Annotated in this window: 13 protein-coding genes and 1 pseudogene; all 14 read left to right on the top strand. The window is 34.4% G+C overall.

Going from position 1 to position 17,171, the window contains the following annotated elements:
* Window positions 1-57: 57 nt before the first annotated feature.
* A pseudogene (locus LC076_RS24425) lies at window positions 58-656 on the top strand (glycoside hydrolase family 32 protein); the annotation flags it as partial.
* Complete coding sequence (locus tag LC076_RS19550; RefSeq protein WP_319005564.1) at window positions 657-3,629, top strand: GH32 C-terminal domain-containing protein; 2,973 nt, start codon at window positions 657-659, stop codon at window positions 3,627-3,629.
* A 78-nt stretch (window positions 3,630-3,707) separates the two neighbouring features.
* Entirely contained in the window at window positions 3,708-5,174 is a 1,467-nt protein-coding gene (gene xylB, locus LC076_RS19555; RefSeq protein ID WP_226670771.1) for a xylulokinase, read from the top strand.
* A 292-nt stretch (window positions 5,175-5,466) separates the two neighbouring features.
* Window positions 5,467-5,610, top strand: a complete 144-nt coding sequence (sda, locus tag LC076_RS24540; protein WP_226670772.1) for a sporulation histidine kinase inhibitor Sda — start codon at window positions 5,467-5,469, stop codon at window positions 5,608-5,610.
* 9 nt (window positions 5,611-5,619) lie between these two features.
* Complete coding sequence (locus LC076_RS19565) at window positions 5,620-6,648, top strand: LacI family DNA-binding transcriptional regulator (protein WP_226670773.1); 1,029 nt, start codon at window positions 5,620-5,622, stop codon at window positions 6,646-6,648.
* Window positions 6,649-6,764: 116 nt separating this feature from the next.
* On the top strand, window positions 6,765-7,748 hold the full coding sequence (locus LC076_RS19570; RefSeq protein ID WP_226670774.1) for a PfkB family carbohydrate kinase: 984 nt from the start codon (window positions 6,765-6,767) through the stop codon (window positions 7,746-7,748).
* A 561-nt stretch (window positions 7,749-8,309) separates the two neighbouring features.
* Window positions 8,310-9,293 (top strand): LacI family DNA-binding transcriptional regulator, encoded by a 984-nt coding sequence (locus LC076_RS19575; RefSeq protein WP_226670775.1) that lies wholly within the window; start codon window positions 8,310-8,312, stop codon window positions 9,291-9,293.
* A gap of 268 nt (window positions 9,294-9,561) precedes the next feature.
* Window positions 9,562-10,488 carry an ABC transporter permease gene (locus tag LC076_RS19580; RefSeq protein WP_413466012.1) on the top strand — a complete coding sequence of 309 codons (927 nt, stop codon included), beginning with the start codon at window positions 9,562-9,564 and terminating at the stop codon, window positions 10,486-10,488.
* A gap of 18 nt (window positions 10,489-10,506) precedes the next feature.
* Window positions 10,507-11,415: a carbohydrate ABC transporter permease gene (locus tag LC076_RS19585; protein ID WP_226670777.1), complete on the top strand. Its 909-nt coding sequence runs from the start codon at window positions 10,507-10,509 to the stop codon at window positions 11,413-11,415.
* 114 nt (window positions 11,416-11,529) lie between these two features.
* The gene (locus LC076_RS19590; RefSeq protein WP_413466013.1) at window positions 11,530-13,152 is read left to right on the top strand and encodes an ABC transporter substrate-binding protein; all 1,623 of its coding nucleotides are present in this window, start codon (window positions 11,530-11,532) and stop codon (window positions 13,150-13,152) included.
* Window positions 13,153-13,241: 89 nt separating this feature from the next.
* Window positions 13,242-14,744 carry a glycoside hydrolase family 32 protein gene (locus LC076_RS19595; RefSeq protein ID WP_226670778.1) on the top strand — a complete coding sequence of 501 codons (1,503 nt, stop codon included), beginning with the start codon at window positions 13,242-13,244 and terminating at the stop codon, window positions 14,742-14,744.
* 23 nt (window positions 14,745-14,767) lie between these two features.
* Window positions 14,768-15,364 carry a YesL family protein gene (locus tag LC076_RS19600; RefSeq protein WP_226670779.1) on the top strand — a complete coding sequence of 199 codons (597 nt, stop codon included), beginning with the start codon at window positions 14,768-14,770 and terminating at the stop codon, window positions 15,362-15,364.
* An 813-nt stretch (window positions 15,365-16,177) separates the two neighbouring features.
* The gene (locus LC076_RS19605; protein WP_226670780.1) at window positions 16,178-16,387 is read left to right on the top strand and encodes a hypothetical protein; all 210 of its coding nucleotides are present in this window, start codon (window positions 16,178-16,180) and stop codon (window positions 16,385-16,387) included.
* Between the two features lie 25 nt (window positions 16,388-16,412).
* Complete coding sequence (locus LC076_RS19610; protein ID WP_226670781.1) at window positions 16,413-16,973, top strand: hypothetical protein; 561 nt, start codon at window positions 16,413-16,415, stop codon at window positions 16,971-16,973.
* The last annotated feature ends 198 nt before the right edge of the window (window positions 16,974-17,171 follow it).

Consider the following 17,171-nt stretch of genomic DNA (forward strand, 5'->3'; position numbering starts at 1 on the left):
GGTGTGAAGTAATTGTCTCAAAAAAGGAAGATTGGACTTCTAGTTATTTGCTTAACGATGTTATTTTCTCCGTTAAAAAGTGTTTTTGCAGTAGACCCAGGTTATTATGATGAATCTTATCGTAATCAATTTCATTTTTCACCTGAGGCAAATTGGATGAACGACCCTAACGGAATGGTTTATTACAAAGGTGAATATCATTTGTTTTATCAATATCATCCATATGGAACGACATGGGGACCTATGCATTGGGGGCATGCTGTCAGTGAGGATCTGGTTCATTGGGAGCATTTGCCTATAGCCCTTAAGCCTGATGAGAATGGCCAGATCTTTTCAGGAAGTGCAGTCATTGACTGGAACAACACAGCAGGATTTGGGAAAGAAGCGATGGTTGCTATTTTTACACATGCTGGGGAAAAAGGACAAGTTCAAAGTATTGCCTATAGTCTTGATAAAGGAAGAACATGGGAACAATATGAAGGCAACCCAGTCATGCCGAATCCTTCTATACCTGATTGGCGTGATCCTAAAGTATTTTGGCATGATGATTCAAATCGATGGATCATGTCTTTGACTGCAAAAGATAAGGTTATGTTTTACACATCCCCTAATTAAAGACGTGGGAGTTTGCGAGTGAATTTGGTCTAGATGGTGGAATTCAAGCGAATAGTCTTGATCGATTATCTTATGCACTATCACAGCAATCAGCTGGGGACTTTATTTATGAAGCTGATATCACACTAAATGAGAAAAATGGTCGTGAGGGTTCAGGTGGTCTCGTCTTTCGTGCTAATCAGGAAGCAGAGAATGGATATTTAGTAGAGTTAGATGCAAGAAATGATGAAATTATGTTAAGCAAGAATGTAAGTGGAGAAAACCAAGAGATTGCAAGTAAACCTTTTCAGCTAACTACTTCAATTCCTTACCATGTTAAGGTTGAAGCAATAGAAAATACAATAAAAGTATACATGAATCAGGAATTAGTTTTAGAAAAACAGGATGCATCGTATGACTATGGTCAATTTGGGTTAATAGCAGAGAAATCAACGGCTAGTTTTAGAAATGTTGAGTTTAAAAAGACGACGAACTTTCGTTCTAACCTCTATAATTGGGAGGTTGTGAGTGGGAGTTGGAATGATACATTAAATGGAAAAGTAGGGTCAGACGAACAAGATGGATTTATAATGAGCAGTCAGGAAGGCTCTAATTTTCATTACGAAGCAGATATTACTGTATTAGAAGAAACCGCAAGTAAAGGGGCAGGAGCACTTGTCTTTCGTGCTGATGCAGAAGCAAAAAATGGGTACTTTGCTAATATAGATGCTCTGAATGATACGGTGAAGGTAATGAAAATGGAGAATGGACAGATTTCCGTAATAGCCGAAAAAGAAAAAGACCTTCAGCCAAATCAAACCTACCATCTAAAAGTCAGCACTCTCAATGAAAATATTAAAGTTTATCTAGATGGTCAGCTTATACATGATTTCAATGATGGTTCGTATAAAGAAGGTCTTCTAGGATTAAACATTTGGAATTCGGCCACGAATTTCCAAAACGTGCAATACAGTAAAAATATTGTAACAGCTGAAAAAGATATTAAGAATCATGATTTTGAAACTGGGAATTTAGAAGGCTGGAAAATTATTAAGGGTAATGCCTTTACAGATGATCATGTAACCGATACCACTTCCTTCTGGGGCGGAGACTTTGAACATCAAGGAAACTATCACTTATGGGGCTTTTCAGATCTTCATGAAGGTGATAATGCTACTGGTGAACTACATTCTTCATACTTTAAATTAAGTGGATCAGGAGAAATAAACTTTTTATTAGGCGGTGGAAATGACCTAAGCAACCGTTATGTCTCCCTAGTGAGGGCTTCAGATGATCAAGAGCTAATTCGTCAGGCAAATACAAAATTTAGAGATGAAAAATATAACAGATACGTCTGGGATGCGTCAGATTTTATTGATGAAATTGTCTATATGAAAGTAGTTGATCGTGCAACTGGAGGTTGGGGACATATCAATGTTGATGATTTCCAAGTATACAATAAAGGTGCAATTCCAGAAGATGTAGACCAAGTCGCAAAAGATCCACAAAAGCATGATTCTGGAATACTAAATGGAACTCTTACTGACTGGACTGCTATTTCTGGTGATTGGATACCATCTACTCATGGTAGTAATGGTGGAATATGGGAGTGTCCTACTCTGGTGGAATTACCAATTGATGGAGATCCAAATAAGACAAAATGGGTTCTTCAAGTCAGCATAAATGATGGGGCACCAGCCGGTGGTTCTGGTATCCAATATTTTGTTGGTAACTTTGATGGTAAGACGTTTACTAATGAAAATAGCTTCGATCAAATTTTGTGGACTGATTATGGTGCAGACTTCTATGCAGCTGTAGACTGGAGCGGGATCGAAGGAGAACACGGTGAAAAGTACTGGCTAGGTTGGATGAGTAATTGGCAGTATGCGAACAACACTCCAACATCGACTTGGAGAAGTTCAATGACATTACCACGTAAAATGGAGCTTACACAAACAAAAGATGGAGTACGTTTAAAACAAACTCCAGTATCTTTAAATTCGATCAGAAACAATCGAGAAAAGGTAGCTTTTGAAAATAAAACAATTACTGTGGATAATGACTATTTATCAACCTTCTCCGGAGATACGTATGAGATAATTGCAGAATTTGATATTTCAAACTCAACTTCATCAGAATTTGGCTTTGAAGTGAAAAAGGGTTCAGAAGGAGAAACAACAAAAATTGGTTATGATGTAAAAAACCAAGAAATGTTCCTAGATCGAACACATTCGGATGATTTTCATTATGGTAATGAAGTTCTAGATTATCATAACGCCCCATTACGATTGGATGATAAGACAATTAAAATGCATATTTTAGTAGATCGATCATCGGTAGAGGTTTTTGGGAACAACGGGGAAGTCGTTATAACAGATCAAATTTTCCAGGATCCATCAAGTCAAAATCTTAAGGTCTATAGTATGGACGGAAATGTTTTATTGAAGTCCTTAGAAATTTATCCACTGAAAAGTAGCTGGAAAAAGAAAAGTGGATTTAAAACAAATATTCAACAATGGACAACTGTTAGTGGAAGCTGGGTAGATACAATGAATGGGAAACAAGGACAAAGTAACGGAGATGCCTTTATTGTCTCAAATGAAAAAGCAAAGAATTTTACCTATCAAGCGAAAATTAAGGTTTTAGATTCAGATTCCCATCCTAATGATCCAGAAAAAGATACCATCGGAAATCCCATAGGGGCAGGAGCGCTTGTTTTTCGCTCTGATGAAACAGCAAAAAATTCATATGCTGTAAATGTAGATGTGAAAAATAACATAGTGAAGTTAATTAAATTTGTTAATGGAGTTGGTCAGGAACTAGCTACCTATAACAAAGATGGGAATTTAAAATTACAGACAAACACGACGTATGATTTAAAAGTAAATGTTAATGGAGAGAACATAAGAGTACATTTAAATGGAGAGAAAGTTATAGAGCAAAATGATTCTACCTACAAAGAAGGATACTTTGGATTAAATGTTTGGGACTCAACCAGTTTGTTTAATCATGTGAAAGCTAAAGTGAAAAAATAGTTGATCATAGTAAGGCTGTCAATCTGGCAGCCTTACTATATTATTCTAGCTAAAAAGCTGTTTGTTTGGAGGATAACTATGTCTTATTTTCTCGGAATAGATTTAGGGACTTCAAGTGTAAAAACTTGTTTAATTGATCAAAAAGGAAAGGTTCTTTCATCATTTAGCGAACCATATCAAATTAGCACGCCTAATGCAAATTGGGCAGAACAAGATCCTGATGTATGGTGGATTGCCACAAAAAAGACGATTCAAGGATGTTTAGCTCATGCACGAACTAGTATAGAAGTAACTGGCATTGGTTTATCAGGTCAAATGCATGGTTTAGTTATGGTTGATAAAAGTGGAGAAGTCATTCGACCAGCAATTATTTGGTGTGATCAAAGAAGCCAAGATCAAATCAATTTCCTTTACGAAACATTACCACAAGATATTGGATTAGAAACCTTAAACGCTATTTCTCCAGGGTTTCTTTTACCTTCATTAATATGGGTTAAACAACACGAGCCAATTCATTACGAAAGAATAGACAAAGTCATGCTGCCAAAAGATTTTATACGTTATCGATTAACAAATGAGATTGGTACAGATACAACGGACGGGTGTGGAACACTTATCTTTAATCCTTCTGAGAGGAGTTGGGCTAAAGGGATTATACGTGCATTAGACTTAGATATGAGTATCTTTCCAGTTTGTCGGGAACCATATGAAATTGCAGGATATGTCACAAGTCGTGCAGCAAAAGAGACGGGACTAAAAATAAAGACTCCCGTTGTTTTTGGTGGTGGAGATCAACCAATGCAGGCGGTAGGAAATGGCATTATTTCACCTGGAACTGTATCCTGTACAATTGGTACAGGTGGGCAGTTATTCTCACCAATAAGCAAACCAAAATATGACGAAAATTTTAGGACAAATACTTTCTGTCATGTGAGGAATTGGTACCTATTAGGGGCTAATTTAAGTGCAGGTCTATCATTAAAATGGTTAATGGAAAATGTAATAAATGAACCTGATTTTACTAGATTAAATGATGAAGTAAGTAAAATCCCTCCAGGCAGTGAAAAGGTCCTCTACTTACCCTATCTAAATGGCGATCGTACACCTAATATGGATCCTAAAGCAAAAGCTATATTCTTCGGACTACAATTAAAACATAATCGATATCACTTAGCTAGAGCAGTTATGGAAGGTGTTGCTTTCTCGTTGCGTGATTCACTAGAAATTTTTCATACTTTACAGGTTCCTATGTCAAAAATTATTGCTTCGGGTGGTATCTTACGAAGTGAGTTGTGGTTGCAAATTTTAGCAGATGTTTTTCAAAGGAATATTTATAGAAATATCACGAAAGAACCAGCATGCTTAGGAGCGGCTATTATGGCAGCTGTTGGTACAAAAAAAGCAAATTCACTTGAAGAAGCTGTGAATGAAATGGTTAAAATGGATAACAAAAGTATTGAGCCTCAAAATGAAAACAGTCCTATTTACGAAGAACAATACATGGTATATAGGCATCTTTATAAGCAGAATCAAGTACTATTTTAAATAGTTTATAGTATTGTTTCTTTTTACGAAATTAGTATAATTGGAGGTTGCTTTCCACTGAAGGACAGGGTTCACTTGTATAAACTTATCTTTGAGGGGGAAGCGACTCTTACAATCAACTTCGTAAATAAATTTGTTATTCTATCCACACCATTTCTTCATTAGTATCATTAAAGCTATTTGATCACTATATTGACAGGGCTATCGAATTTTAATAAAGTGAAATAAACGATTAAGGTAATCGTTTGCATAACTATTATTTTTGGTGGCCCTTCATCAAGGAGGGTGTAGGGTGTTAGTAAGAAAAGATAACAAGATAATAATTGATGCTTACTATCAAGCCATCAAATTAAATTTAGAACCCAATTTTATTCATATCCTGGAGTACGAATTGTTACGAAGGGGGCTAATAAATCAAATAAAAAAGACTGTATGAGGTAGAGATATGAAAACCGTTAAAAGTGGCGAAAAGTCCACTGCAAGTATTAAAGATGTGGCAGAGAAGGCCGGTGTTTCAACTGCAACTGTATCACATGTTATCAATCAAACACGTTTTGTTGCTGAAGAAACAAAGTTAAAAGTGATGCAAACAATGAAAGAGTTAGATTATCGACCAAACTCGATTGCGCGAAGCTTGAGAAGTGCAAAATCTAAAACAATTGGGTTGCTTATTCCAGTAACGGGATCTGATACATCTAATTTTTTCTTTATGTCAATTGCACAGGGAATTGAGAGTAAATTAAAAGAACATGGTTATAACCTCATTTTAAGTAATTCAAATGAAGATATAGAAAACGAGCAGGAACAAATTAAGTCATTTAATTCTCAACTAATTGATGGATTAATTATTGCACCAACTGGATTAGATTCTTCCTATCTAGAAAAGACTCTAAGTGGCACATACCCGGTTGTTTTTATTGATCGTAAGCCTAGAGGATTTAATGGGGATTTTGTACTAGTTGATAACTTTAGAGGAACTTATGATGCAGTACAATTGCTTGTTAAAAAAGGTCATCGGTACATTGGATATTTAACAGGCACACTTGGTTTATCATCGGTTGATGAAAGGCTACAGGGATATAAAAAAGCTTTAGAAAAAAATAATATCCCTTTAAATGATAAACATATAAGAGAAGGAAAGCCAAGCTTTGACTCAGGCTATCAATTAACAAAAGAAATAATGGAAGAAGAAAAGATAACGGCCTTAATTGTATCAAATAACGTTATGACAATGGGGGCAATGGCATTTCTACAAGAAAAACAAATGAAAATTCCTGATCAATTAGCTGTTATTGGTTATGATGATTATGATTGGGCGAAGATAACAACGCCTCCATTAACAGTCATTAAACAACCAGCTTTTGATTTAGGGGTAACTGCAGGAGAAACGTTGATCGAACGAATTAACAATCCTGAAAAAGTGTACAGCGAGGTTACTTTAGTAACAGATATGATTATCCGTCAATCTGTGTAATATCATTAATATATTAAAACCGGCTGATTAGTTAACTAATGTAATCAGCTTATTATTTAGAATTCTATTTAAACGATTACGTAAACGTTTAAATAGAATTGAAGGGAGATAAAGACATGAAAAATAGTAAAGTATTGACAATAGGAGAGGCATTAGTTGATTTTATACCAAATCAGAAGGGCTGTGCCTTAAAAGACGTACAAGAATTTGAACGCGTTCCGGGTGGGGCACCTGCTAATGTAGCTGCAGCTGTTTCAATTCTCGGTGGTCAATCTCATTTCATCGGAAAAGTTGGTGATGATGCTTTTGGAGAATTATTAATAGATGTATTAAAGTCAAATGGAGTAAGTACTGAATACATGGTAAAGACAAAAGAGGCGAAAACAGCTCTAGCCTTCGTATCATTAAAGGAGGATGGAGACCGTGATTTTTCTTTCTATAGAAATCCTTCGGCTGATATGCTTCTTGACAATACTGAGATTCATTCAACTTGGTTCAATAAGGGAGATATATTACATTATGGATCTATTTCGTTAATTAGTGAGCCTTCTCGTTCTGCTACAAAACAGGCAATTTTGGAAGCCAGCAGAAAAAGCTGTCTATTAAGCTATGACCCTAATTTAAGACTTCCTTTATGGGAAAACGAAGAAACAGCTAGAGAAGTAATGTTAGAATATTTACAATTTGCCCACATTGTAAAAGTAAGTGAAGAAGAGCTTGAGTTTCTTACAAATATAGAGGATGAAAAGGAAGCAGTAGGTAAGCTTTTTACAGATAAAATGATATTGTTTATTGTAACAAAAGGAAAATACGGAGCGACCTACTATACAGAGAATGGTGAAGGTCATGTTAAAAGCATGGTCATTAAGGCGGCAGATACTACTGGGGCTGGGGATGCATTTGTAGGAGGTTTGCTTTACCAGTTAAATAGAATGATTAATTCTGGAGAAGATGTGTTTAGTATACCGAATAACCCTAAAAAAATTGAAGAAATTCTTGCTTTTTCCAATACATGTGGTGCTATTACTTCTATGAAATTGGGTGCCATATCCTCGCTTCCTACGTTAAAAGAAGTTGAGGAATTCTTAGTGAAAAGATAATATGTGTTTACCGTTTATTAAATGGTGAAACCTAGAAAGAGGCTGGGACATCATTTCAGTTAAGCTGAAAGAAACTAGTTCGTTCCATTGCGCTGCAGACACTCGCTTTCCGCGGGGAGGAAGCTGAGCCTCCTCGGCGCAAGCGCCTGTGGGGTCTCAGCCTTTCCCCTGCACCCGCAGGAGTCGAGTGTCTTCCGCTCCATTCCACTAAGTTCTTTAAAATAGTTTTTAAAAAATCTATTATAGACAGCAAATAAAAACCCGACTTATAAGGCAAATGATTAATTGAAATATCGCCTTATAAGTCGGGTTTGTCATGAGTTTAAATAATTATGTCCCACCCTCTTTAGGTTTATATGATTCTTTGTTGTCTTAAAAAGCTAAAGGTTACATTAAATTTTTAATTTGTTTTTTCTATATGTTTCATAGGAAAACATGAAACTCTAAAGGTTTATATACCCCCTAATATAATAAGAATGTGATAAGATAAGAACGAAAATATAAAGATACCAATAATGTGTATTAATTTCATAGAAAAAATCTGTAGGAGGAGCTTGATAAGTGAAGCCCAAAATTGAAGACGTTGCAAAACTTGCTGGTGTTTCACCAACAACTGTTTCAAGAGTGTTGAATAATAGAGGTTATATAAGTGAGAAAACAAGAAAAAAAGTTCACGACTCAATGAAACAGCTTAATTACTATCCTAATGAAATTGCTAGATCACTATTTATAAAAAGAACGTATCTAATTGGTCTTATTTTTCCTAGTACAAGTAACCCGTTTTATGGACAGCTTATTTTTCATTTGGAAAATATTTATGCTCAACTAGGTTACAAAGTTTTACTCTGTAATAGTCAAAATAATGAACAAAAGGAAAAACAATACCTGCAGATGCTTCAACGTAATCAAGTTGATGGAATAATTGCAGGAGCTCATAATAGGGGAATTGAAGAATATGATATTCCTAAACTCCCTGTTGTTGGAATAGATCGTTATCTTTCTGATACTATACCTGTTGTATCGAGTGATAATTATGACGGAGGAAGGCAAGCTACCCAATTATTGATAGAAAAAGGCTGCAAAAAAATTATTCATATAAACGGCCCAAATTTTCTCGAAACACCTGCAAATCTTAGAAGAAAAGCCTATGAGGATGTCATGGTAGCAAGCCAATTAAAGCCAATCACTTATGAATTTCCATTAAAATCAAATGATGAAATTGTAAGCGGTATAATTAAGGATTTATTTAATGAACATCCAAATGTGGAAGGTATTTTTGCAAGTGATGATATGATTGCTGCGAAGGTCATAAGAGAAGCTAAAAAAAGAGGTATTAGCATCCCAGATCATTTAAAGGTTGTGGGATATGATGGCACTGAAACAACTCGTCAATTATTGCCTGAATTAACGACAGTAGAACAACCAGTTGAAGAAATTGCGAGAAAAGCAGTAGAAATCCTGAATTTTCAAATCGATGGAAAACATGAAGATATTCAATTAGAAGCTATACTACCTGTAAAGTTAATCGAAAGCGAAACAACATAAAAATAAGTGGGGAAAGCGTTTCCCACTTATAAAATAATTTTCTGAAAATAAACATGTCATCCGGTTGACACATTAGTACCTATATCGTATAATCATTTTTGTAAGGGATTACATAAAGTGTTTAGTACTTTTTAATAATCTTATTATCAGTCTTACGTAAACGATTACTTCATTTTAGAAACAAACAAATTTCACTAGATTAATAATGAATGTTTTTGAAAGAAAGTGAGGAAAAGATATGAAAGCTGCTTTTAGATCAGTTACGCAAATGGATCAAACGGTAATATTGAATAAGAAATCAAAATATAAGCAAATGCTCAACAATTACCAATTATATTTATTTCTGCTACCAGCACTTGTTTACTTTATTGTTTTTCATTATTTCCCTATGTATGGTGTGTTAATTGCTTTTAAGGATTTTGTTGCTACAAAAGGAATTATGGGTAGTCCATGGGTGGGCTTCAAACACTTTGAGCGATTTTTTGACTCCTTTCAATTTTGGACTTTAATAAAAAATACTCTTGGGCTTAGTGTTTTTCAATTAATCATTGGTTTTCCACTACCAATCATTTTTGCACTAATGATGAATCAGATTAGAAATGAAAAATATAAGCGGTTTGTTCAAACTGTCGTATACGCACCTCACTTTATTTCAGTTGTTGTTTTAGCAGGTATGATTTATGTGTTTTTCTCAAATAATGGACTGATTAATCATTTAATCATGTTATTTGGGGGAGATACAATTCAATTTATGGCTAAGCCAGAATGGTTTCAACCACTTTATATTGGTTCAGGTGTTTGGCAAGAAACTGGTTGGGCAGCCATTATTTATTTAGCAGCACTCGCAGGTGTTAGTCCAGAACTTCATGAGGCAGCAATCATGGATGGTGCAAGTAAGTGGCATAGAATTTTGCACGTGGATATTCCTGCTATTATGCCTACAGCAGTTATCCTTCTCATTTTAAACGTAGGAAATATTATGAACATTGGTTTTGAAAAAGCTTATTTATTACAAACACCTTTAAATCAGCCATCTTCAGAGATTATTCCAACATACGTATATAAGCTAGGTTTACAGCAAGCTCAATATAGTTTCGCAGCAGCAGTTGGTTTGTTTAATTCTGTAATTAACTTAATCTTGTTAGTGGCAGTTAACAAATTTGCGAAAAAACTTTCCGGTCAAGGCTTATGGTAACTAGGAGGTAGATAGATTATGAGTATACTAGCAATCAAAAAAACGACTAGAAGAACAAAAGAAGATAAAGTATTTGATATCGTCAATATTTTCCTAGTAGCAATTACAGTCATCTTAGTTGTTTATCCATTATATTTTATCGTTATTGCATCCATAAGTAACCCTACAATGATTTATGAGGGGAAAGTATGGTTATTGCCAAAAGAAATTACGTTTGAAGGGTATCAGCGGATCTTTAGTGATAGCAAGATTTGGCTAGGTTATAAAAATTCAGTTATCTACACGTTAGTAGGAACAATTGTCAATGTTTCATTTACATTAATGGCAGCCTATGCGTTGTCAAGAAGAGATTTGTATGGAAGAAATGTCATTATGTTTCTATTTCTCTTTACGATGTTTTTTTCAGGTGGATTAATCCCAACATATTTAGTTGTGAAGAACTTAGGATTACTTAATACAGTGTGGGCTTTAATTTTACCTAAAGCAGTAGCAGTATGGAATGTCATTGTGGCAAGAACCTTTTTTCAATCGACTATTCCAAATGAGTTATTAGAAGCAGCAAAAATAGATGGATGTTCAGATGCGAAGTTCTTCTGGAAAATTGTTCTTCCATTATCGAAACCTATTGTAGCAGTCATGGTTTTATTTTATGCAGTAGGACATTGGAATTCATATTTTGACGCATTAATTTATTTAAACAATGAGGACTTATATCCACTTCAATTAATTTTAAGGAATATTTTAATTCAAAATGAGGCTTCCACTCAAATGATTAGTGATATTGATTCTTTAGCAGCTAAACAGAGAGTATCGGAATTAATAAAGTATGGTGTCATCATTGTTGCTTCAATTCCTTTACTTGTCTTGTATCCTTTTGTTCAAAAGTATTTTGTAAAAGGAGTAATGATTGGCGGTATCAAAGGATAATCTAACTAATTTTTTTAAGGGGGTGAGGGATTTTCCACTTTATACTCACTTTAGTAACAAAATAAATCAAATCTTATAGGGGGAATAAGTATGATTAGGTCAATCAAAAGAAAAATGGAGAGAAAAAACAAAAAGAAATTGGTAATGGCTTTGGCATTTGGGTTGAGTACCTCATTAGCCTTAACAGGTTGTACAAGTAGTGAAGCAGGAAAGGAATCTGAGAACGCAGAAGTGATTTCCTTCAATGAAACTGGTTTACCAATTGTGGAGAAAGAGGTCACTTTAAATTTTGTTTCACCAAAACAACCGCTGGCTCCAGACTATTCAGAGATGGTTATTTTTGATCGACTACAAGAAGCAACAAATGTGAGTATTGAGTGGAATAACATCCCATCAGAGGGTTATCAAGAAAAGAAGAACTTGTTACTAGCTAGTGGAGATTTACCAGATGCCTTTTATGCATCAGGTTTTACAGATGTAGATCTTGTACAGCATGGTCAAAACGGTACTATCATACCGTTAGAAGACTTAATTGAAAAGTATATGCCAAACTTAACTAAGTTATTTGAACAAAGACCAGAGCTTAAACAAATGATTTCGGCTCCGGATGGTCATATTTACTCTTTACCTAGAGCTGAAGAAATGGACTTAGTAGGTATGCCGAATATTATGTATATAAATAAAACATGGCTAGATAAGCTTGGTCTTAACATGCCAACAACTTTAGAAGAATACTATGAAGTACTCAAAGCTTTTAAGGAGAAAGATCCAAACGGAAATGGTAAGCAAGATGAAATTGGTTTAACCTTTTGGTTTAACGGCTGGTGTGGAAATGAAGGAGACTTAATTGGTTTATTTGGTCTGCCTGATAGTCCGTTTGAAGCGGATCACCGAGTAGTAAGAGACGGAAAAGTTATCTACGCAGCAACTCAACCAGAATATAAGGATGCACTTGCTTACTATCATGAATGGGTAAAAGAAGGTTTAATCGACCAAGAGGTAGTTACTCAAGATACTACTCAATTATTTGCAAAAGGGAAAACAGAAGATCCGACTTTAGGCTCCTTTATATGGTGGGAAGATACAGAAGTAGTCGGTACAGAACGAGTAGATGATTATGTGGTGTTACCACCTTTAAAAGGGGTGGATGGAAAAATAAGAGTTGGGCGCTCTAATCATTCTGAATATGGAAGAGATGCACTTGTCATTACTTCAGCAAATAAAAATCCAGAGATTACACTGCGTTGGGCTGATCAATTATATGAACCAAAAATGTCTGCTCAAATAAACTGGGGACCAATTGGTGAGATTTATGAAGAAGATGAAAATGGAATGTTGGTCAATAAAGAGTTACCTGAAGGTGTAGCAATGGGGGAATTAAGACAAAAAGTCGCTCCAGGTGGTCCATTTGTTGTATTGAAAGAACATTTTGGAACAGTTGTTGATATGGAACCTAGAGCAAAAGAACGTTTAGAAATTCTTGAAGAATATTACAAACCACATATGGTTGAAGAAAACTATCCACAAATATTCTTTAGTCCAGAAGAGCTTGAAAAAATCAATACAATCGAACCTGAGATAAAAGAATTTGTTAAGCTCAAAGAAGCCCAGTGGTTAATTGAAGGCGGTATAGAAGAAGAGTGGGATGACTATGTCGCACAATTGGAATCAATGGGATTAAATGAGTTAATGGAAATCTATCAAACAGGGTTAGATCGTTTTAACAAAGACCTATAATATCTAACTAAAATGGCCGGATACTCTCACTCTGGCCTTTATTATTGAAACGTCAAAGAAAAACAGGAAAAGGAAGGAAGCTAGCTAACATGAATCAACCGGAAATAAGCTATCAATATTATACAGAAAAATATAGACCACAATACCATTTTACACCAGAAGTAAATTGGATGAATGATCCAAATGGTATGGTATTTTATGAAGGTGAATATCACTTGTTCTATCAGTACCATCCAAATGGGACGACGTGGGGACCGATGCATTGGGGGCATGCTGTTAGTAAGGATCTTGTTCATTGGGAGCATCTGCCCATTGGGTTAGAGCCTGATGAAAATGGGATGATTTTTTCCGGAAGTGCAGTTGTTGATCGGAATGATACCTCTGGATTTTTTAATGGTCAATCTGGTCTAGTCGCTATTTTTACTCATGCTGATACGTATCCAAATTCAGAGCGACCAAGACAAAGGCAAAGTATTGCTTACAGTCATGACCAAGGGCGTTCTTGGAAGAAGTATGAAGGGAATCCAGTATTATCAGATGAGGAAATAACGGATTTTAGAGATCCGAAAGTGTTCTGGCATAAAGAAACAAACCGTTGGATAATGGTTATAGCTGCTGGTCAATCTGTTAGATTTTATACTTCATCTAATTTAATTGATTGGGAGTTTGCTAGTGAATTTGGAGAAGAGCACGGATCACATCAAGGTGTTTGGGAGTGTCCTGACTTATTTGAGCTATCAATAGATGGAGACCATAGAAAGAAAAAATGGGTACTGTTTTTAAGTATTGGTGATGACCCATCCTTTGAAGAGGGATCTCGAACACAATACTTTATAGGTGATTTTGATGGAAAAACATTTACAAACCTTAATTCACCAGATAAAACTCTTTGGGTTGATCGAGGACGAGATAATTATGCAGGAGTTAGTTGGTCTGATCTTCCAGTTGATGATCATAGACGAATTTACCTTGGTTGGATGAGTAATTGGAGATATGCAAACGTAACCCCTACAAAAGAATGGCGAAGTTCAATGACTATTCCTAGAAGTTTATCTCTAGCTTCAACAAATGTAGGTCTTAGGTTACGACAAAGTCCTGTGAAAGAATTGGAAAGTATTCGACAAGAATCTATCATATTGAAGAAAAAAGTAATTAAGGAAAATGAGAACTTATTAAAAGAGTTAAAGAGTAATACATTTGAAATTATAGCAGAATTCGAAGTAGGGAATATAGATGAATTTGGCATAAAGGTTTGCCAATCGGAAAATGAAGAAACAACCATTGGATATAACGTGGAAACAAAGAAAATGTTTATAGATCGTAAAATGTCTGGGGACGTCAATTTTCATAAGTCATTTGCAGGAAAACATGAAGCAGAGTTAGAGCCAAAAGGTAACAAGATAAAATTTCATCTATTTGTTGATTGTTCATCAGTAGAGGTATTTGGTAATGACGGAGAACTAGTGATGACAGATTTAATATTCCCTGATTCCAGTAGTAATAAATTAACCCTTTATTCTATAGGAGGAGAAGTTAACCTTAATTCATTAGAGTTTTATATGTTAAAATCTACATGGGAATATAGCAGATAATATTGTAATAGGGGGATTACACAATGAATAATAAACTCATGAATATATTGAACTCCATTGTAGATTATTTCTTGTTAAATTTATTATGGGTTATTGCATCAATCCCCTTATTCACTTTATTTCCTGCTACCGCAGCTTTGTTTGGGGTAGTAAGGAAGAGACAATTACAAAAAGAAACTGACGGAGTTATAAAAGAATATATAAAATTATTTATTGAAAATTTTAAACAAAGTTTTGGTATCTCCATTCTGTGGGTTTTAGTTGCCTTCTTTTTATACATGGATTACTCACTCATTCATCCGGAGCAATCATTTATTCAGGTGTTTCTTTATATGATTTTATGTGTTGGGACTATTTTATTTGTTTCATTAACAGTATATCTTTTTCCAATAATGGTTCATTTTGAATTAAGTTGGAAGTTTTTAATTAGAAATGCTTTTTTCTTTACGTTAATGTATCCAGTACTAACTATATTATTGTTAATCATTATTATAATAGGAGGATACCTAATTTATATCTTCCCAGTAGCTATATTTTTTATAGGAAGTCCTGTTTCCTATATTATTTACCACTTATGTCAGGGGACATTTAATCAAATAATAGCCAAAAAGGGAATGTAACATAAGACATCTGTAGTCTCTTTAATGACCTGGACAGTCCTTCTTATAGGGAGAGGGGAATTTAGGGAATAAACCATTAATGATTAAAAAAGTGAGGAATGGCTCTGTTAATATTGAAACAGAATGCTGGACAATTGAGGCGTGAGCGCACAAGATTTGTGATATTACCACAACAACTATTAATTGTTTAATTCAAATTGATAAAATAGTAGAGCATCCACATATTCCCGACAATAGTAGACCTACATATATATCTGTAAATAGAATATTGCGCTTAGGTGACAAGAAGAATTATGATGAACAGATCGTGAAAGGAACTGATTCAACTTATAAAGCCTTATCCTTTTGTGGATAAGGCATTTTTAGTTTTCAAGAAATTATACTAGTTGATACAGGCATATAGAATCTTGAACGGAAACACAATAACTGTCCGCATTTCTGTTTCAAGTCAGGTTTCAATTCCTCTTAAAAGGAGAGAATTCCATTGCCTGTTGACTTATTTCACATTGATTTCGCGGAAATAGGTCATATAAATACACCCCAATTAATCATAAACAATGATATGAGTTATGTTTAGAACATTAAATTTTATAAAGAAATGAAGTGTTTTTTCGTATTCTATTTGGGTATTAATGAATAAGTCTTACAAAAAAATCTTTCAATGAATCAGACTTAGAAGCTATACGAGAAACGAGAAAATAATATCAACCTTATAGAAAACAGCTGAGATTTGATTAAACCTTTAATTTATTAGAAAGAATAACATATATATGTATTATTAGAATTGCTTCTCTAAAAATGAGGTGGTAAAATATGACTAAAGATCAATCCGATGATAAAGAATTTTCAAATTCCAAAGGGGATGATGATCTGTTAACAGTATCAAAATCATCTAATCAAGTTAACGTCATTCAAAAAGATAAAAGCAAGGAATTTTTAGAGTTTTTAAAAACTAAAAAATTAGAAAATGAAGATTTTAAAGCTAGATGTAAAAATATTTCTGCTCAAATTAATAATAAATAAGATGAAGTAAAAGGGTTGGAGAGTGTTGGAAAGGTTTTTGGATATCAATGAATTAGAAATAAAGGTAGTACAATATAATGATACTTTCGCAGGTTTATTACAAAGATATCCTTCCCTTAACTCTAATATGGATAACTATGTATTATCTAAATCTACAGAAGATAAACTTGAAGGGAAAGCTTTAACATTCCTATTCGTTAATAAAGAAGAAGATTATTTATATGGCTACTACTCTCTATTTGCTACCTCTATTGTTTATAGTGATGATGACTCAGGTGAGTTTCTAGGAATACCTTCAATTGAATTGAAACTGTTTGCTATTAATGAAGCATTGTCTGGAGAGGAATATGAATCATCATCAGATGGTAATCGTTACAAATATAGTGATATTCTAATAGGTTCAATCATAGGTAAAATATATGAATATGCTGAGGAACACATTGGCATACAAGCAATTGTTTTACGGTCAACTAACAAAGCTGTTAACTTCTATTTACGTAATAAATTCGACTACTTTCAGGATATGCTTATGTTGCCCTATGATGAATTCTCAAAAGATTGTGTTCCAATGATTTTTGTATTATAAATAGAACAATAATACTAATAGGTAAGAATTTCTTCAACTAAATTTAAATTTTAAAAGAGTAGCGCTTACTGTTCGGTAGGATAGTGCTACTCTTTTTAATTTGATGCAGTTTTAGTGCGAGGCTGAGTATCTCATTGATTTAGATAAACACCACTACATCAATAATAGTTCTGCTATCACCACTCAAGCGATGTGAAG

This window comes from Metabacillus litoralis, from assembly GCF_020524045.1.
Taxonomy (GTDB): Bacteria; Bacillota; Bacilli; order Bacillales; family Bacillaceae; genus Metabacillus; species Metabacillus litoralis_C.